This window comes from Rhodococcus sp. 06-156-4 (genome assembly GCF_002259345.1).
Lineage (GTDB): Bacteria > Actinomycetota > Actinomycetes > Mycobacteriales > Mycobacteriaceae > Rhodococcoides > Rhodococcoides fascians_E.
In genome coordinates this window covers 42,065-59,617 of record NZ_NPGB01000028.1, presented here as the reverse complement: position 1 = coordinate 59,617, position 17,553 = coordinate 42,065, and the positions used below count along the sequence as shown (strand labels likewise).

At 65.1% G+C, this 17,553-nt stretch carries 16 protein-coding genes; 5 read left to right on the top strand and 11 right to left on the bottom strand.

The window, feature by feature from the left end; all coding sequences use genetic code 11:
• Positions 1-45: 45 nt before the first annotated feature.
• A complete protein-coding gene (locus CH290_RS20155) occupies positions 46-1,419 on the top strand; it encodes an FAD-binding oxidoreductase (protein WP_033190214.1) in 1,374 nt (457 codons plus the stop codon).
• A gap of 45 nt (positions 1,420-1,464) precedes the next feature.
• Here CH290_RS20155 and lpdA read toward each other — a convergent pair whose 3' ends face one another.
• The 6 genes from lpdA to CH290_RS20125 all read right to left on the bottom strand — a co-directional run bounded on the left by lpdA (position 1,465) and on the right by CH290_RS20125 (position 8,233).
• The gene (gene lpdA / locus CH290_RS20150) at positions 1,465-2,805 is read right to left on the bottom strand and encodes a dihydrolipoyl dehydrogenase (protein ID WP_020111074.1); all 1,341 of its coding nucleotides are present in this window, start codon (positions 2,803-2,805) and stop codon (positions 1,465-1,467) included.
• Entirely contained in the window at positions 2,802-4,037 is a 1,236-nt protein-coding gene (locus CH290_RS20145; RefSeq protein WP_033190044.1) for a dihydrolipoamide acetyltransferase family protein, read from the bottom strand. The genes lpdA and CH290_RS20145 overlap by 4 nt, the downstream gene beginning before the upstream one ends.
• The gene (locus CH290_RS20140; RefSeq protein WP_033190043.1) at positions 4,034-5,035 is read right to left on the bottom strand and encodes an alpha-ketoacid dehydrogenase subunit beta; all 1,002 of its coding nucleotides are present in this window, start codon (positions 5,033-5,035) and stop codon (positions 4,034-4,036) included. The genes CH290_RS20145 and CH290_RS20140 overlap by 4 nt, the downstream gene beginning before the upstream one ends.
• Complete coding sequence (gene pdhA, locus CH290_RS20135) at positions 5,032-6,135, bottom strand: pyruvate dehydrogenase (acetyl-transferring) E1 component subunit alpha (RefSeq protein WP_020111075.1); 1,104 nt, start codon at positions 6,133-6,135, stop codon at positions 5,032-5,034. The genes CH290_RS20140 and pdhA overlap by 4 nt, the downstream gene beginning before the upstream one ends.
• A 115-nt stretch (positions 6,136-6,250) precedes the next feature.
• Positions 6,251-7,606: an MFS transporter gene (locus CH290_RS20130; protein WP_033190042.1), complete on the bottom strand. Its 1,356-nt coding sequence runs from the start codon at positions 7,604-7,606 to the stop codon at positions 6,251-6,253.
• Between the two features lie 165 nt (positions 7,607-7,771).
• The gene (locus CH290_RS20125; RefSeq protein ID WP_019662790.1) at positions 7,772-8,233 is read right to left on the bottom strand and encodes a carboxymuconolactone decarboxylase family protein; all 462 of its coding nucleotides are present in this window, start codon (positions 8,231-8,233) and stop codon (positions 7,772-7,774) included.
• Between the two features lie 23 nt (positions 8,234-8,256).
• On the opposite strand from CH290_RS20125, the gene pdxR reads away from it, so the two are divergent.
• Positions 8,257-9,696, top strand: a complete 1,440-nt coding sequence (gene pdxR, locus CH290_RS20120; RefSeq protein WP_212555957.1) for a MocR-like pyridoxine biosynthesis transcription factor PdxR — start codon at positions 8,257-8,259, stop codon at positions 9,694-9,696.
• Here the strand turns inward: pdxR and CH290_RS20115 are convergent.
• From CH290_RS20115 to CH290_RS20095, 5 genes are all read right to left on the bottom strand, one after another.
• Positions 9,668-10,642 carry an alpha/beta hydrolase gene (locus tag CH290_RS20115; RefSeq protein WP_019662788.1) on the bottom strand — a complete coding sequence of 325 codons (975 nt, stop codon included), beginning with the start codon at positions 10,640-10,642 and terminating at the stop codon, positions 9,668-9,670. The two genes, pdxR and CH290_RS20115, sit on opposite strands and share 29 nt — an antisense overlap.
• Positions 10,643-10,796: 154 nt before the next feature.
• The gene (locus CH290_RS20110) at positions 10,797-11,528 is read right to left on the bottom strand and encodes an SDR family NAD(P)-dependent oxidoreductase (RefSeq protein ID WP_033190040.1); all 732 of its coding nucleotides are present in this window, start codon (positions 11,526-11,528) and stop codon (positions 10,797-10,799) included.
• The gene (locus tag CH290_RS20105) at positions 11,525-12,547 is read right to left on the bottom strand and encodes a phosphotransferase family protein (protein ID WP_033190039.1); all 1,023 of its coding nucleotides are present in this window, start codon (positions 12,545-12,547) and stop codon (positions 11,525-11,527) included. The genes CH290_RS20110 and CH290_RS20105 overlap by 4 nt, the downstream gene beginning before the upstream one ends.
• Complete coding sequence (locus CH290_RS20100) at positions 12,544-13,758, bottom strand: acyl-CoA dehydrogenase family protein (protein ID WP_019662785.1); 1,215 nt, start codon at positions 13,756-13,758, stop codon at positions 12,544-12,546. Before CH290_RS20100 ends, CH290_RS20105 begins: the two co-directional genes overlap by 4 nt.
• An 86-nt stretch (positions 13,759-13,844) precedes the next feature.
• Entirely contained in the window at positions 13,845-15,254 is a 1,410-nt protein-coding gene (locus CH290_RS20095) for a GGDEF domain-containing protein (protein ID WP_019662784.1), read from the bottom strand.
• Between the two features lie 79 nt (positions 15,255-15,333).
• Between CH290_RS20095 and CH290_RS20090 the strand changes: the two genes are divergently transcribed.
• The 3 genes from CH290_RS20090 (at position 15,334) to CH290_RS20080 (ending at position 17,544) form a co-directional block, all read left to right on the top strand.
• The gene (locus tag CH290_RS20090) at positions 15,334-15,831 is read left to right on the top strand and encodes a hypothetical protein (protein WP_019662783.1); all 498 of its coding nucleotides are present in this window, start codon (positions 15,334-15,336) and stop codon (positions 15,829-15,831) included.
• Positions 15,832-15,840: 9 nt separating this feature from the next.
• Positions 15,841-16,182: a DUF1801 domain-containing protein gene (locus CH290_RS20085; protein ID WP_019662782.1), complete on the top strand. Its 342-nt coding sequence runs from the start codon at positions 15,841-15,843 to the stop codon at positions 16,180-16,182.
• Positions 16,183-16,302: 120 nt separating this feature from the next.
• Complete coding sequence (locus CH290_RS20080) at positions 16,303-17,544, top strand: ATP-grasp domain-containing protein (protein ID WP_033190038.1); 1,242 nt, start codon at positions 16,303-16,305, stop codon at positions 17,542-17,544.
• The last annotated feature ends 9 nt before the right edge of the window (positions 17,545-17,553 follow it).

Genomic DNA, 17,553 nt, shown 5'->3' with positions numbered 1-17,553 from the left:
GAACCTACATTGGTGGAGACCCAGCTCACAGATAAACTCGGAGACATGACGCTCGTCGAACAGCTGTTGGACTCCCTTCCCACGGACCGCATCGTCGTCGATCCGGACGTGATCGCGTCCTACCAACACGACGAGGCCGAGTGGGCTCCGTACGCCGTGCCGGTGGCGGTCGTCCGGCCGCGTACCGCAGAAGAAGTCCAGGCCGTCGTACGAGCCTGTCTGACGCACGGCGCCCCCGTCGTCACGCGCGGCGCCGGCACCGGACTGTCCGGCGGAGCCAACGCGACCGAAGGGTGCGTCGTTCTCGCCCTCGACGGTATGGACGCCATCAAGGAGATAGATCCGCTGGAGCGGTACGCCGTCGTCGAACCGGGCGTCGTCAACGACCACCTGCGGGCCGCCTGTGCAGAACAGGGACTGTGGTATCCGCCGGACCCGGCCAGCGCACCCTGGTCCACCATCGGCGGCAACGTCGCCACCAACGCCGGAGGCCTGTGCTGCGTCAAATACGGCGTCACCCGCGATTACGTCATGGGCATGCAGGTGGTCACCGGAACCGGCGAGCTGGTCCGGCTCGGACGCAAGACCGCCAAAGGTGTTGCCGGATACGATCTTGCCGGACTGATGGTCGGGTCGGAAGGAACCCTCGGCATCATCACCGAGGTCACCGTCAAACTGCGGCCCCTGCAAGATCGCCAGCGGACGATCGCCGGATACTTCGACTCGATCGTCGACGCCGGAAGAGCCGTAGCTGCCGTTGCCGCAGCGGGACTCACGCCGTCCGCGCTGGAACTGATCGACAAACAATGCCTCATCGCCGTCGACGCCTGGAAGAACATGGGCCTCTCGGTCGAAGCGAACGTCGTCCTGCTCGGCCGGATCGACGACCCAGGAATCGTCGGGGACCAAGAAGCAGAGAAGATGCTGTCCTGCTTCGAGGAAGCAGGTGCCACGTGGTCGGCCGTCTCGACCGACCAGGAGGAGGCCGACGCCCTGTTCGCAGCACGGCGACTGGCCTACCCCGCGATGGAGCGCCTCGGACCGGTCCTCACCGAGGACGTGTGTGTCCCGAAGAGACATGTGCCGGAAATGCTCTCACGGATCGAGCAGATCGGCCGGCGGTACGAGACCACGATCGCCAACATCGCCCACGCGGGCGACGGCAACCTGCACCCTCTGCTGATCACCCCGCACGACGATCTTCCTGCGCGCGAACGCGCGCAAATTGCTTTCGCCGAGATCATCGACGCAGCATTGGAACTCGGCGGCACCGTCACCGGTGAACACGGCGTCGGGTTGCTCAAGATGGACGGACTGGTTCAGGAACTCGACCCGATCGTCCTCGACATGCACCGCTCGGTGAAGAACGCCCTCGACCCACACGGCATCTTGAATCCGGGCAAGGTTTTCTCCATGTGAGTGGAAATGCAGGCCCTGGCCTACATTTCCACTCACATAGGGGGGTCAGTGCGCGTGCAGCGGCTTCCCCGCCAGTGCGAGGTGAGCTTCCCCGAAGGCCTCGGACTGCGTTGGGTGAGCGTGGATCAGGTGCGCGACTTCCTCGGGGTATGCGCCCCAGTTGACGACCAACTGCGCCTCACCGATCAATTCGCCCACGCGTGCGCCGACCATGTGAATGCCGACGATGGAGCCCCCGGCCCGCACCAGCTTGACCCCGCCCGACGCGCCGAGGATCTGACTCTTGCCGTTGCCGGCGAGGTCGTAGACGACGGAATCCGCAGAACCGTGACGCTCGATCGCCTGCGCTTCCGTCAGTCCGACGGACGCGATTTCGGGGTTCGAGTACGTGACCCGGGGGATGTTCTCGTCGGGGACTGCGGTGGGCTTCAGACCCGCGATGTGCTCGGCGACGAAGATGCCATGCTGAAATCCTCTGTGCGCCAGCTGTGGTCCGCGCACGATGTCACCGACGGCGTAGACGCCGTCGTCCGAGGTCATCAGGTTGCCGTCGACGCCGACGAATCCCGAATCCATCGAGACGCCGCCGAGGTCGGACGTAGTGGGCCCGCGCCCGACCGCGACCAACAGAACATCGGCATCGAGCGTCTCCCCGGAGTCGAGGGTCACCGTCACACCGTCGGGGGTTTCCTTGACGCCGGTGAACGGCGACGATGTCCGTGCGACGATGCCGCGTTTTTTGAAGGCGCGGGTGAGCTGTTTGGACGCCCACTCGTCCTCGGCTGCAACCAGTCGGGGCAGTGCTTCGACGATGGTCACCTCGACGCCGAACGATGCCCACACACTGGCGAATTCGACGCCGATGACTCCCCCGCCCAGCACGATGGCCCGCTTCGGGACGTAGTCGAGGGTCAACGCCTGGTCGCTGGTCAGCACTCGCGGCCCGAGTTCGATTCCGGGGAGCACCTTCGCGTACGACCCGGTCGCGAGGACAACCGATGATCCGGTGATCCTGCGGCCGTCCACGTCGACGGTCTTGTTTCCGACGTATTTACCTGTACCGCTGACGAATTCGATTTTGTGAGCCTTGACGAGGCCCTGCAAGCCCTTGTACAGCTTGGAGACCACGCCGTCCTTGTACGCGTGGACGCCGCCGATGTCGATACCCTCGAAGTTCGCACGAACCCCCACCGACGAGCTCTCCCGGGCGGTGTCCGCCACCTCCGCCGCGTGCAGGAGGGCTTTGGTCGGGATGCACCCGCGGTGCAGGCAGGTTCCTCCGACCTTGTCCTTCTCCACCAGGGTGACCGAAAGTCCCAGTTGCGCAGCACGAAATGCAGCTGCGTACCCGCCCGATCCGCCTCCGAGGACGACGACGTCGCTCATGCCAACGCCACCAGGTTCATCGGGTCGGCGAGGATCGACGCGATGTCGGCCAGGAATCTCGATCCTTGCTCACCGTCGACCAGACGGTGATCGAACGACAGGCTCAGCGTCGTGACCGAGCGCAGAGCGATCTCTCCCTCGAACTCCCACGGCTGACGACGGATCGCGCCGAAGCAGAGGATCGCTGCCTCCCCTGGGTTGAGGATCGGGGTCCCCGAATCCACACCGAAGACACCGACATTGGTGATCGTGATGGTGCCGTCGGCGAGGTCGGCCTGGCCGGTCTTGCCTTCCTTGGCCGTCACGGTCAGTTGGGTCAGCGCGTGCGCGAGGTCTTTCAGACCGAGGGTGTGTGCGTCCTTGATGTTCGGCACCATCAGGCCTCTGGGCGTCGCCGCAGCGATTCCGAGGTTGACGTAGTTCTTGGTGACGATTTCTTGGTTCTGCTCGTCCCATTCCGAGTTCAGGCTCGGATTGGAGCGCAGAGCCACCAGGAGTGCCTTGGCGACGAGAGCGAGCGGGGTGAGCTTGATGTCGCGGAAGTGCTTGGTGGCGCGCAGTTTCTCCAGCAGTTCCACCGACGGGGTCACGTCGACGGTGATGAACTCGGTGACGTGTGGCGCGGTGAAGGCGCTCGACACCATGGCTGCCGCGGTGTGTTTGCGAACTCCCTTGATGGGAGTGCGGGTTTCGTTCTTGCCCGTACCTGCGACCGGGACGGTGCCGCGTTCGGTGTACGCCGCCAGGTCGTCCCGGGTCACCTCGCCGTGTGTACCGGTGGCCGGTACGTCCGCGAGGTCGACGCCGTGCTGCTTGGCGACGAATCGGACCGGTGGGGACGCCAGCGGTCTGCCGTTCGTGGGGGGCGGCGACGCCGGGGGCGACGGGCGACGATTGCCTCGTCGGCTCGCGCCCTCACCGGCTACGCCGTACCCGACGAGGACGGGGACGCGTTCTTCCTTCTCGGCGGGCTCTTCGACTGCGATCTCGGCCGAGCCGTCGGTTATGTCGATGATGACGTTGCCCACCTGGACGGTCGAGCCTTCCTCGGCGTGCAGCGCCGTGACGGTCCCGGCGAACGGCGATGGGAGCTCGACGGACGCCTTGGCGGTTTCCACCTCGGCTATCACCTGGTTGAGTTCGACGGTGTCACCGACCTCGACCGACCAGCTGATCAGTTCGGCCTCGGTGAGTCCTTCTCCGAGGTCGGGTAGGCGAAAGCTGTTCGTCATGCCGGGAACGTCCTGTCCACTGCGTCGAGGATCCGGTCGGCGTCGGGGAGGAAGAACTCCTCGAGCTTCGCCGCCGGGTACGGGGTGGAGAATCCACCGACGCGTTGGATGGGCGCTTCCAGACTGTAGAAGCACTGATCCTGTACTCGTGCGGCGATTTCTGCGCCGATACCCATGAACGTCGCTGCCTCGTGGGTGATGACGAGTCTGCCGGTCTTGCGGACCGATTTCGCGATGGTGTCCATGTCCAGTGGCGAGAGCGAACGCAGATCGATCACCTCGAGCGACCGACCCTCGCCCGCAGCGACATCCGCTGCTTGGAGGGCGGTGACGACCAGTGGGCCGTACGCGATGATCGTCGCGTCCGTGCCCTCACGGACAACCCGAGCTCGGTGCAGCGGGTACGCATCGTCGATCGGCGCAGTGACGTCGACCTCGCCCTTCTGCCAGTAGCGTCGCTTGGGCTCGAAGAACAGAACCGGGTCGTCCGACGCAATGGCCTGGCGCAGCATGACGTTGGCGTCGGCGGCATTGCTGCAGCTGACGACGCGTAGGCCGGCTGTTTGCGCGAAGTAGCCTTCCGGGGATTCGGAGTGATGTTCGACGGCACCGATTCCGCCGCCGTACGGCACTCTGATGGTCAGGGGCATCGTGACGTTGCCACCGGTGCGGTAGTGCAGCTTGGCCACCTGCGAGACGATCTGATCGAACGCCGGGTAGATGAAGCCGTCGAACTGGATTTCGACGACCGGCCGGTATCCGCGGAAGGCGAGTCCGACTGCGGTGCCCATGATTCCGGACTCGGCCAGTGGAGTGTCGATGACGCGGTTGGGTCCGAAGTCCTTCTGCAGGCCGTCGGTGATGCGGAAGACCCCGCCGAGTTTGCCGATGTCTTCGCCGAGCAGCACTACTTTGGGGTCGTCTTCCATCGCCCGACGCAGGCCTGCGTTCAGCGCTTTACCGAGCGGAAGCTGCGGGGCGGCAAGTGTCGCGGTCATGACTGAGCTCCTTCGAATCCGGCGAGATAGGTGGCGTAGGCGTCTCGTTCCTCGGCGATCAACGGATGGGGGTCTGCGTACACGTTGTCGAACACCGACATCGCCGTCGGCTCCACGGTGCCGAGGCATCCGCGGCGGAGTTCGGCTGCGGTCCAGTCGGCCCGATCCTTGACGCGTGCGCGGAGCGCGTCGTCCATCGCTCCTTCGGCGTCGAGCAGTCGCTCGATGCGGTCGATGGGGTCCTTCTTCTTCCATTCGTCGTCGACTGCCGCCGACCGGTAGCGGGTGGGATCGTCGGAAGTGGTGTGCGGTCCCATCCGGTAGGTGACGGCTTCGATCAGCATCGGTCCGCTGCCTTCGCGTGCGCGAGTCAGTGCCATCCGGGTGGCCGCAAGGACGGCCAGCACGTCGTTGCCGTCGACGCGTAGCGCGGGAACACCGAATCCACGGCCACGTTCGGCGATCGTGATGTGCGTCTGCAGAGTCACCGGCTCGGAGATTGCCCACTGGTTGTTCTGGCAGAAGAACACGACAGGGGCGTTGAAACTTGCCGCGAATCCGAATGCTTCCGAGATGTCGCCTTGGCTCGTGGCGCCGTCACCGAAGTAGGTGATGACGGCGCCGTCGGCTCCGTCGAATTTCATTCCCAGCCCGTATCCGGTGGCGTGCAGGGCCTGAGATCCGACGATGATGGCCGGCGTTGTCATGTTGTACTCGTACGGGTTCCAGCCGGATTGGGTGGAACCGCGCCAGAACCGCAACATTTCCGTCGGGTCGACGCCGCGGCAGTACGCGACCCCGTGCTCGCGGTAGCTGCCGAAGACGAAATCGTCGGGGTGCAGTGCGCGGGCGGATCCGACCTGGGCGGCTTCCTGTCCCAGCAGAGGTGCCCAGAGCCCGAGTTCTCCCTGCCGCTGGAGCGCGGTGGCCTCTGCGTCGATCCGTCGTACGACGATCAGGTCCTCGTAGAGGTCGCGGAGCTTGTCCGTCGTGATGTCCTCGACGAGGCCGGTGAATTCGGAAGGCTCGGTTCGCGTGCCTTCGGGTGTGACGAGCTGGATGAGGTCGTCATCGCTCGCTCGTGAAATTGCGGTGTCCATCTCGGCCTCCGTACAGTTGCACTGTTACCTGGAACACAATCAAGAATCATCAGAAGGATCAATAGTTCGGATTTGGATTGAGCACGTTGCACGTTTCCTGGTCACGAAAACGTGCTTATCTTGTGCGCATTGATTCCTCGCGCGGTGCGGCGACGGGGCTGGGTCGGGCGCCCACACGACCGCGAAGTATCAGAACCAACGCGACGGCCAAGAGCATCACCGCGCCCACTACCCACAGCCCTGCGCGCGCGTTTCCGGTGGTGTCGAGCAGCCACCCCGTCACGTAGGGAGCGCCGAAGCCGGACATGTTGCCGACCGAGTTGATGATCGCGATTCCAGCGGCGGCACCCGCGCCCGTCAGGAACGTGCTCGGGAGGTACCAGAACACGGGGAGCGCGCAGAAGACACCGACGGCATTGACCGTCACCGCGAGCATCGTCGTGAACGGTGAGTCCATGTACAGCGCGAACGGGATGGAGACAGCGCCGACGAGGGTTGGAATCGCGACGTGCCAGGTACGTTCACCGGTCCGGTCACTGTGCCTGCTCCACAGCACCATGGCCACCGCACCGACGGCGAACGGAACGGCGACGATCAGACCCGTTGTGACGAGCGAGAAGTCGGTGTCGAACGTCTGTTTGAACCCGGCGACGATGCTGGGCAGGAAGAAACTGAGCGAGTACAGCCCGTAGGTGATACCGAAATAGACGAGGCCGAGCATCCACACCCTTGCATCGCGCAGTGCTCGAGTCGCCGAGCCACTGACGTGTCCACCCTTCGCGGAGTCCTCGGACTCCAGTTCGGCCGTCAGCCATGCTTTTTCGTCGTCGTCGAGCCACTTCGCCTGAGCAGGCCGGTCGGTCAGGTAGAACCAGGTGACGACGGCGAGCAGAACCGCGGGAAGGCCTTCGACGAGGAACATCACGCGCCATCCCGAGAGCCCGAACAGCCCGTCCCAGTACTGGATGATCGCGCTGGACAGTGGCGCCCCCAGAGCCGAGGAGATCGGGAGCGCCAGCAGGAAGAGGCCCATCAACCGCACGCGGTACGCACGCGGGAACCACATCGTCATGTAGAGCAGCACGCCGGGGAAGAAGCCGGCTTCCGCGATACCCAGCAGAATGCGCAAACCGTAGAGCCAGCCCGCGGTGGGCACGAAGGCCATGCCCGCGGCGATCACTCCCCACGTCAGCATGATGCGGGCAATCCAGCGCCTGGCACCGAACCTGTGCAGCGCCAGGTTGCTCGGCACCTCGAAGAGCAGGTAGCCGATGAAGAACAGTCCGGACGCCAACCCGAACATCGTCTCGGTCAGGCCGAGCTCGTCGCTCATGGTGAGTTTCGCGAGCCCGATGTTCGTTCGGTCGAGGTAGTTGACGAAGTAGGCCAGGCCCAGGAACGGAATGATCCGTCGGGCGACCTTCTTGACCACCCGCGTTTCGATCTCGGGTTTCGGTGCGTCTGCAGGCATGTGTCTCGGCTTTCTCGGTGGTGAGAGTGACCTGGGACACGTTATGGGTTGGTGGGCGCTTGGCCTATGGAGAAATCGACCATTCCCGCGGCGTCGACACGTGCAGTTTGTCCTTTCCGATCTCCGTGCTCCCCCCTGAGCGACTACGTCGATTTCCACTCGCCCTCAGGCGGAGCGGCCCGGATTGTTCACACCCGGCACCAGGTGGGTGGACACGCCGATGCGGTTCCAGGCGTTGATCGTGAAGATCTGAGCCAGCAGCTGACCGATCTGGTGCTCGTCGAAGTGCTGCGCGACACGCTCGTACACCTCGTCGGACACTCCTCCCTGCGAGATGAGCGTGACCTGTTCGGTCAGCGCGAGTACCGCCTGTTCCTTCTCGTCGAAGAAGTTGCTCGCGTCTCGCCACACCGCGACGAGAGCCAAGCGCTCCTCGCTCTCGCCTGCCTTCCTGGCGTCGGTGGTGTGCATGTGCAGGCAGAACGCGCAGCCGTTGAGCTGTGACGCTCGGATCTTGATCAGTTCGGCCAAGGCTGGGTCGATGCCGTTGCGGCCGGCGACGTCGAGAGCGACGAGCGCCGTGCGCACGGCCGGGGATGCGGATGCGAAGTTGATGCGTGTTGTCATGACCGGAACGCTACGACGCCTCGATGACCGCAATAAGGTTCAATTCCGTGGCAGAAATCGTGGTCGATTCGGGGATCGACCTTCACCTGGATCTCGCCCCGACCGGCTCGCGGCGGTCCGCGCTCGGACGCGCCCTGCGCGGCGCCATCGCGACCGGGCGGCTGGAGCCGGGCACCCGGTTACCGTCGTACCGCGCGTTGGCAGCCGATCTCGGCGTCGCCCGCAACACGGTCGCCGAGACCTACGGTGAGCTCGTGTCCGAAGGGTGGCTCGACGCCCGCCGAGGCTCGGGTACCCGCGTCGCGCATCGCGGAGCGGCATCGGTGCGCGCGGCGTCGTCGACGGTGCGGCCGGAGTTGCGTCCCGAGCACGACCTTCGGCCGGGCCGTCCTGATCAGTCAGCGTTTCCGCGCGCGGCGTGGATGGCCGCGGCACGCCGAGCGGTCAGCGGCGCGCCCGTCGACGCGTTCGGCCCGGGCGATCCGCACGGCCGACTCGAACTGAGACGCGCACTGGCCGGGTACCTCTCCCGTACCCGCGGAGTTCGCAGTGATCCGCGACGAATTCTCGTGTGTTCCGGCTTCTCTCAGACAGCGCAGATCCTCACGTCGGTCGTCTCCGGACCGTTCGCGGTCGAGTCGTACGGCCTGCCGTTCCACCGGCGCCTGTTCGACACCTCGGGCCCGACCGTGCCGATCGGCGTCGACGAGCACGGTGGCCGAACCCATGAGCCGATCGAGGCAGCTGCGCTGGTGCTCACGCCAAGCCACCAGTTCCCGACGGGCGTCTCCCTCCACCCGCAGCGAAGAACCGCGGCGGTGGACTGGGCCCGCGCCACCGACGGACTTGTCGTCGAGGACGACTACGATGGCGAATTCCGCTACGACCGAACGCCGGTGGGAGCAATGCAGGGCCTGGATCCGGATCGGGTGCTTTACGCAGGCTCGATCTCGAAGTCTCTCTCACCCGGCGTACGTGTTGGGTGGATGGCGGTGCCGGAGCACCTGCTCGACCCGATTCTGGACGCGAAGGGCGTCAGGGAGGCAACGGTGAGTGCTCTGGATCAGTTGACCCTCGCGGACTTGATCACCACCGGCGCCTACGACCGTCACGTTCGGGCGATGAGACTGAAATATCGCAGACGAAGAGACGCGCTCGTCGATGCCCTGCGGGAGCGGGTACCCGAAATCGGAACGATGGGAATCGCCGCCGGCCTACAGGCCGTCCTGACGCTTCCTCCCGGCTCGGAGTCCGACGTGCTGGCCGGTGCGAGTGAGGCCGGCCTCGCCGTCGAGGGTCTCGGCTGGTTCAGGCATCCAAGCGCCGCCGAGGTCGAGTCCGACGTCATGCCCGACGGAATCCTGGTGGGATTCTCCGCACCGAGCGACCGTGCCTTCCCTCGCGCAGTGGAGACGTTGGTCTCGGTTCTCGAACTCACAACCCGAGGCCGGCGGCGAGGGTAGGCCAGCTCTTGGGCAGTTGATCGACCCAGTACGCCCACGAGTGGGTGCCGACGTCCTCGAAATCGAAAGTGGCGGGGATGGCGAGCTCACGCAACCGGTCGTCCAGTCGATGCGTGCAGAAGTTCGATCCCACCTCGATGAGGCCACCCACCACAACGACGTCCCAGTCCTTGGCGGTCTCGAATTTCTCGTGCGGCCCCGGCAACCCGGTTCCGACGGAGACGTAGATCGATGTGCCACGCAGCGCTTCGGCGTTGACCAATACGTCGTGAGCCGCCCAGGCCGGGTCGAGCGGTCCCCCGAACATGTTGTCCGCGTTGCCACCGAAGGCCGTGACGATCCCGCGCATACTGCCCTGGCCCAACAGTTCCGCCGAGGCGAAGCAGCCACTGTACGCACCGACGGCCGAGTAGAGACTCGGGTTACGCGACGCCAGCATCATCGCCGACTGCGCACCCATCGACAAGCCGGCGATACCGTTGCGGCCGTTGCCGTCGAACTCCTCGTCGATCAGCGGCGGAAGCTCCTGCGTCAGAAAGGTTTCCCACTTGTACCGCCCGAGCTTCGGGTCGTCGCGCTGCCAGTCGGCGTAGAAGCTTCCCGGCCCGGCGAGCGGAAGCACGACGTTGACGTTCTTGTCGCGGAAGAACTCGGCAGCTCCCCCCTTGCGCAGCCACATGCTGTTGGTCGGGTCCTCCTCACCGATGCCGCTGAGCATGTACAGCGACGGACGGGGGCCGCTCTCGGTCTCCGGGGTCAACACCTGGACGTCGATGATTCGATCCATGCTCGGCGAGTACACCGCGAGCTGGGTGAGGGTGGTGCTGACGTCCACTCGACTGTCGATCCTCGGGGCCGACGGTTCCGCGGCAGCGAGGGTGGGGATACCGGCCCAGCCCACGACGAGGACCGCGCAGAACACAACGAAACGCCATGCGTGAACCATGAAACCCCCGCGCTCGAGACGGCTCCGACGACCGTGTCCACCGGCAGTTTTGCACACCAAAACGATTGTGGGGCAACTTCGTCCACAGACCGGGTGGCAAACCGGCGAGTCTTCAATCGAAAGCGGGTGTACCAATCCATTCGATTGTTATCGGCTACGCTCCCAGCCCGGCCCCGGCGCGGGTGACCACCAGGCGAGGTACGACTGCACGGGAGGAGAGGGACAGGATGCCGGCCGCGAGTTCGACGATGTCGTCGACCCGAATCATGGAGTCGCCGGGGATCTTGTCCTTGGTCCAGTCACTCATGTCGGTGTCGACGTAACCGGGCGCGATGGACGTTCCGCTGATGCCGTTGGCGCTTTCCTCGGCGTTCAGGGTTTCGACGAGCGACAGCATGGCCGCCTTGGTGGCGCCGTAGACGGCGAGTCCTGCTTCGGAGTAGACGCCCGCCATGGATGCGAGGGCGATGACCTTGGCTCCGTTGTCCGGGTCGGCGTCGACGGCAGTGCGCATGAGCGGGATCGAGTTCTGCAGCACGTGGAACGGCGCCCGGAGGTTGACGTCGAGTGTTTTGTCGAAGCGGCGCATCGGGTAGTCCTCGATGCGGCCTGCCGTTCCGACGCCTGCGTTGAGGACCAGTGCGTTCATGGATCCGTACGCGTTCGCGTGCGCGCCGGTGATTCGGTCGGCGGCGTCCCGGTCGGCGAGGTCGGCGGCCACCGTCACCACCTGGGAAGCACCTGCCTTCCCGAGGTCTTCGGCGACCTCCTCGAGAGCGGCGGCATCGCGCGCCGTGATCGTCAACGAGTAGCCCAGGTGCGCCATGCGAGTGGCGATTCCCAGACCGATGCCGCGCGATCCACCGGTGACCAGTGCAGATTTCACTTCTTCCCCTCGATCGCGCGGAGTCCCGACGCCATGAATTCCTGTGTTGCTTCTGCTGCCGACGCTGCCCCCGGCCCGGAGTCGGAGCCGGACAACGCTCGGTGCGTGATGCCTTCGCCGATGACGCCGAGTTTGAAGTTGGCGAGGGCCAGGTAGAAGTTCCAGTCGGACAATCCGGAACCGGTTTCTCGGCTGTACATCTCGGCGAGTTCGTCCGCGGACGGGTAGCGGTCACTGGTCCACGCCGCAGCCGTGCCGAGGACCGCGTCGAACACTGGTTGCCGGTACACGCACATCAGGGCGACGTCGGTGAGCGGGTCGCCGAGGGTGGACATCTCCCAGTCCACTACTGCGGCAACGGAACCTGGATTCCCGCGCCGGAGGATGACGTTGTCGACCCGGTAGTCGCCGTGCACGATGGACGCACCGGACGACGACGGTACCGCCGCTTCCAGTTTGTCCCGTAGCTTCTCGACATCGGGGAGGTCACGCGTCTTGACGGCTTCCCACTGGCGAGCCCATGTCTTGACCTGGCGCCCGATGAATCCCGCGGGCTTGCCGAACGAGCCGAGGCCCGCTGCGTCGTAGTCCACGTGGTGCAGGCGGGCGAGTACGCGGATCAGTTCGGACGTGTTGGCCGCGACGTCGTCGTCGGACAGGGCGTCCAGGTCCTCGCGGGTTCTGATGACCGTACCCGGGTCGAACTCGACAACAGTTGCCGGAGCGCCCAATACGTCTCCGTCGCGGTCGAAGGCCACGGTCCTGGCGACGGGTACGGCGGTGGATTGCAGCGCGCTCGTCACTGCCCACTCGCGGGCCATGTCGTGTGCCGACGGGGTGAGACCGCTCGTCGGGGGACGGCGAACGACCCAGGCGTTCGTGTCGTCGAACGCCTTGTAGGTGAGGTTCGATCGGCCGCCACTGATCAGTTCGACGCGCAGCTCGCCGTCGAGTGCCACTCCGTTCTCGCCGAGAAACACGGCGAGAGCGGGAGTGTTCATTCCTGGGAGTTCGGTCATTTGTCGGCGGCCTGACGCGCGGCCTTCTTGGCTGCGCCGACGACTCGTTTGGCGATGGCCCAGCGGTGTACCTCGGAGGGTCCGTCGTAGACGCGGAACGGGCGGACTTCCCTGGACAACCTGGCCAACGGCAGGTCGTCGGACACTCCGAGTCCGCCGCACATCTGAATGCTGCGGTCGACGATGCGGAAAATTGCCTCGGCCGCGTAGGTTTTGGCGATCGACGTCTCGTTCCCAGCGTGTGATCCCTGGTCGAGGGCGAAGCAGGCCTGTACCAGCAGCGCGCGCGTCGCGGCGATGTCGATCTCGTTGTCCGCGACCATTTTCTGCACCATACCGAGATCGCCGAGCGTGGATCCGAATCCCTCTCGACGCGCTACGTGATCGACGGCGATGTCGTGGCCGCGGCGGGCGGCACCGAGCCATCGCATCACGTGGGTCATGCGCGCCGGTCCCAGGCGGACCTGCGCGTAGGAGAAGCCTTCGTCGACGGCACCGAGCACGTTCTCGTCGGGGACGAAGACGCTGTCGAAGAACACCTCGCAGTGTCCACCGATCATTGCTTTGTCCAGGGTTCCGATGTGCCTGCCGACCTTGATGCCGGGGGTGTCGGCCGGCGCGAGGAACATCGTCGCACCGCCGCGGTCACCCGGCTTGCCCGCGGTCCTGGCCATGATGATGAAGAACCCGGCGCCGTCCGCGCCCGTGATGAAGTACTTCTGCCCGTCGACCTTCCATCCGCCGTCGACTTTGACTGCGGCCGTGGTCAAGGCCGACGGGTCGGAGCCTGCACCGGGGGCCGGCTCGGTCATCGCGAACGCGGAGCGCACGTCGCCGGACGCCAGGGGCGCGAGGAACTGTTCCTTCTGGCCCTGGGATGCGATGTGGGCGAGCATGTGCACGTTGCCTTCGTCGGGGGCGCCGATGTTCAGTGCAGCGGGACCGAACAGCGAGTAGCCGCCCTCTTCGAACACGGGAGCGCGATCGCTCATGTTCAGTCCGAGCCCGCCGTATTCGACGGGCGCGTGCGGCGCGAACACGCCTGCGTCCTTGGCTGCCTGCTGCAAAGAAATCCGCAGTTCGTCTCCGCCCGCATCGGCGATGTTTCCGAGGAACTTGTCCTCGATCGGCAACACCGTCTCACGAACGAACGTCCGAGTCTTGTCGATCACGGTCTGGACCTGGGGCGAATACGTCAGATCGATCGACACCGGCGCGCTCCTCGAAGTTGGGCCGACCGAGCGATCGCTCGGTCACCGTTTCAGGTTCGCACAGCCCGCCGAGAGGAGTCAAGAAATCAGCTGAGCTTCCCGACAGCCGGCCCGAGCACGGTGCTCCGCCAGTTGCCACCACCGTCGCCCTTGGTCCGATAGAGCATCGAATCGGCGGCCTCGACCACCGCCTCGGCCGTCCTGCCGCTCCCCGCCGGCACGATGCACACTCCGACGGACATCCTGCCGTGGACGGAACTCTGCTTCCCGACGCAGCGGCGCGCGAGATCCTCGATGCCGTCCACCGTTGTCCTGGTGGCGACGATCCCGAATTCGTCGCCGCCGAGTCTGCACACGAGGTCACCGTCCTCGACGCATTCACGCAGGCACGCAGCAATTTCCGTCAGAACGCGGTCGCCGACGAGGTGGCCGTGCCCGTCGTTGACGGCTTTGAAGCCGTCGAGATCGCAGAACAGGAATGCGACGAGGTCGTCCTCGGCCTGATGCTCGAGCCGATCACGAAGTTCCGTCATCGCGAGGCTCTTGACCCCGAGTCCGGTGAGGTCGTCGCGCTCCGCGCGCAGGCGCAGGTGGTCGAGAGCGAGGTGTGATGCGCTGCGATCCTCGGCAGTGCACACGAACCTTGTGCCGTAAGCACTTTCGATGCGCTGGACCCGGACGTGCGCCCATCGTTCCTCGTCGTCCACACGCAACACGCGACGGTCCTCGACGCCTGCGTGCCTGGTCTCGGCGCCGAACACCGCGGTCAGATCGAGACCGCGGAGCTCGCACTCGATCCGCCCCGTGAGCTCCTCGAACGCCCTGTTGACCTCGACGACGGTGGAGTCGAGCCCGAGCATCGCCGTCGGAATCGGCGAATCGAGAAACACTGCGCGGTACTGCAGTTGCTGGTCCTCGGCATCACCGATCCTCGCCGCTTCCGCGATGGCTGCGCCGGCCTGGCCTGCGAACAATTCCAACATCGCGCACTGCTCGGCGTCCGGGATCAGCCCGGAGATCGGGAGATCGACGCTCAGAACACCGAGCAGCGCGTTCTCCCCGGCCCACATCGGTGCCAGAAGCGCGTACTCGGGCTGCCAGATCCTCCGCTCACCATCCGGCGATGCGGAGAGGTAGTGAGTTCGGTGCGGGTCACGATAGGACACGCCTCCGAGAGCATCGACCTCCGCCAGGTTCTCGTGGAACCGTAGTTCTCCCCACCGCTCGCATGCGTCCAGCAGACCCAGCCACACCTCGTGCGTCATCGTCTCGCCGACCATGTCGCGGACCTCGGGAGGGCCTGTCGCCGTCGAGACGACGAGGCCGCCGCCCGGAACCTTGACGTTGACGACGACGGCACCGAAACCCAGCACATCGACGACGGCTGCAGCGACGCGCGCGAGGGTGACTTCCAATCCCTCGCCGACGCCCAGGCCGCGCACGACCTCCAGGATCCGCACGAGCGAATCCCGTCGTAGCCCTACGTCGTCGATCATCGGTCGATTCTTGCAGATCCCGGGCCTGGCCTGCGGAGAACCGTTTCGATCTCACCTGCGCGTATGGCACTGTAGGTCCGTGCACGAAGCGGACAAATACCCCCAAACGACGGCCGTCGGGCACCGCACCCGCAGCCCTCGCGATATCGAATGGGTATTGACCGTCGGAGTTGCGCCGCTACTCGTTCTGGTTCTGACGATGCCGGTCGTAGCACTGATCGACCATCAGGATCTTCTTCCCGGCGCACTGGGCGACTGGAATCTGTATGCGGTGTTCGGCCTGACGGTGTTCGCTCCCATCATGATCGTCGCCTGCGTGGCGGCACTGGTGATGATCGGCGATTTTCGGGCCGGCCGGGCGGTGTCGACGTTCGGCAACATCACTGCAATCCTCGGCATGACCGTTCTCGTCACCGCCGAGATCACCGACCTGTTCCGCCCCGTCGTCGACGGCGACCCGGCCGACTGGGTCTCGGCGTTGACACCGTCGGGCACGCCGTTGTTCGTGGTGCCGTACATCGCGGTTCTCGTCGCGAACACGTACGTCGTCCTGCGATTGTGGCGCCGACGCCAGTAGTCTTTCGCCATGAGCGCAGACTGGCGGATCGACACCGTGGACACCCTCCGAGGACTGATTCTCGCCGCGGCCCCAGGCGTCACCGAGGAAGTGAAGTGGCGCAAGCCGTCCAACCCCGACGGCGTGCCCACGTTCAGCCTCGACGGGCTGCTCTGCACGGTCGAGACCTACAAGGACAAAGTCAAGGTGACCTTCGCGAAGGGCGCGTCCGTAGCCGATCCGTCGGGCATCTTCAACGCCAGCCTCGACGCCGGAACGCGCCGTGCGATCGACATCCACTCCGGAGACGTCGTCGACGAGAAAGGCTTCTCGGATCTCGTCCGCGGCGCCGTCGACGTCAACCAGCGCTAGCCCGGCGGTGACCACCGCACGTCGCGACGGGGACACGCGTGCGCGATTTGCCCTGCGCACTGCCCTCTGTACGGTGGACGGGACGACCTGACGACACGTTTCCGACGGAAAGGACCATGTATGCCGCAGCCCACACGACTGGAGAAGAATCCGGAGAAGGGCTACGTCGCACTACTGGGCTGGAGTCTCGCCGCGGTGGAGGCCCTGGATGCATTCGACCGTCGGTACGTGGTCGTGGCACCCGAATGGGCCGAGCAGTACTGCACCGAACACGACATTCCGTACATCTCCTGGAACTTCGAGCGCATCAACGACCGTTCGCTCGAGATCGCCGAGGCACTGCAGGGTCGCGGTGTCGACGTCGCGATCCCGCTGTACGAGGAAACTGTCGAGTGGGCGGGTGCCATCAACTCCGTTCTGCTCGGTAATCCACGGTTGTTCGGTCAAGCGATGTTGCTGCGAGACAAGGCGCTGATGAAACGTCGCGCGCAGCTCGGCGGCATCCGCGTCGGCATCTTCGAGGAGGCGCACGACCGAGAGGACGTCGTCCGATTCCTCCGCCGGGTCAATCAGACACTGCTCAAACTCGACGGTGACCCCAACGATCCCATCCACCTCAAGGCCTTCGACAAGGCCGGATGTCTCGGGCACCGCGTCATCCGCACTCCCGACGAGGTCGACTCCATCCCCGACGACGAGTTCCCGGTACTGATGGAATCGCATCTGGACGGTTGGGAATTCGCCGTCGAAGCGTGGATCCACAACGGAAAGATCAAGTTCCTCAACATCTCCGAGTACGTGACGCTCGGATACTCGGTGTTCGTGCCCGCAACTCCGGAGCTCGAGAAGTACCGGCCGCAGATCACCGCGCAGATCGAGAAGCTCATCAAGACCTTCGACATCGAGTTCGGATTCGTTCATCCGGAATACTTCGTCACCAGCGACGGCGAGATGTACTTCGGTGAAGTCGCGTACCGGCCACCGGGCTTCAAGGTGTTCGAGCTCCTCGAGCGTGCCTACGGCTTCAACGCCTACCAAGGGCTCGCGCTGGCGTTCGACCCGAAGACCACCGAGGAAGAGATCGACGCGTTCTTCCCGACCGAGGTCGAGGACGCCACCGGCATCGCCGGCTGTTTCGGCGTGTACCCACGCCGGCGCGTCGTCAGCCACCTCGAGATTCCTGCCGAAACCGCCGAGCACGACTACTACGAAACCAACGACCTCTCGGCACCCGTCGAGGAAACCGTCACCAAGCGAACAGCTTTCGGCACGCACTGGGGTCTGCTGTACTTCTTCGGCGACGACCCGTACCGCATGCGTGACCTGCTGAAGCATCAGGAAGAACTGGACTTCTACGTGTGAGGCAAGACT

What these genes read in the sequence shown, in the direction of transcription:
- CH290_RS20085 (WP_019662782.1), top strand. Translation starts at nt 15,841, where the DNA reads ATGAGCGCAGACTGGCGGATCGACACCGTGGACACCCTCCGAGGACTG.
- CH290_RS20105 (WP_033190039.1), bottom strand. Translation starts at nt 12,547, where the DNA reads ATGACCGAACTCCCAGGAATGAACACTCCCGCTCTCGCCGTGTTTCTC.
- pdhA (WP_020111075.1), bottom strand. Translation starts at nt 6,135, where the DNA reads ATGGACACCGCAATTTCACGAGCGAGCGATGACGACCTCATCCAGCTC.
- CH290_RS20125 (WP_019662790.1), bottom strand. Translation starts at nt 8,233, where the DNA reads ATGACAACACGCATCAACTTCGCATCCGCATCCCCGGCCGTGCGCACG.
- lpdA (WP_020111074.1), bottom strand. Translation starts at nt 2,805, where the DNA reads ATGAGCGACGTCGTCGTCCTCGGAGGCGGATCGGGCGGGTACGCAGCT.
- CH290_RS20095 (WP_019662784.1), bottom strand. Translation starts at nt 15,254, where the DNA reads ATGATCGACGACGTAGGGCTACGACGGGATTCGCTCGTGCGGATCCTG.
- CH290_RS20145 (WP_033190044.1), bottom strand. Translation starts at nt 4,037, where the DNA reads ATGACGAACAGCTTTCGCCTACCCGACCTCGGAGAAGGACTCACCGAG.
- CH290_RS20080 (WP_033190038.1), top strand. Translation starts at nt 16,303, where the DNA reads ATGCCGCAGCCCACACGACTGGAGAAGAATCCGGAGAAGGGCTACGTC.
- CH290_RS20115 (WP_019662788.1), bottom strand. Translation starts at nt 10,642, where the DNA reads ATGGTTCACGCATGGCGTTTCGTTGTGTTCTGCGCGGTCCTCGTCGTG.
- pdxR (WP_212555957.1), top strand. Translation starts at nt 8,257, where the DNA reads ATGACCGCAATAAGGTTCAATTCCGTGGCAGAAATCGTGGTCGATTCG.
- CH290_RS20140 (WP_033190043.1), bottom strand. Translation starts at nt 5,035, where the DNA reads ATGACCGCGACACTTGCCGCCCCGCAGCTTCCGCTCGGTAAAGCGCTG.
- CH290_RS20155 (WP_033190214.1), top strand. Translation starts at nt 46, where the DNA reads ATGACGCTCGTCGAACAGCTGTTGGACTCCCTTCCCACGGACCGCATC.
- CH290_RS20130 (WP_033190042.1), bottom strand. Translation starts at nt 7,606, where the DNA reads ATGCCTGCAGACGCACCGAAACCCGAGATCGAAACGCGGGTGGTCAAG.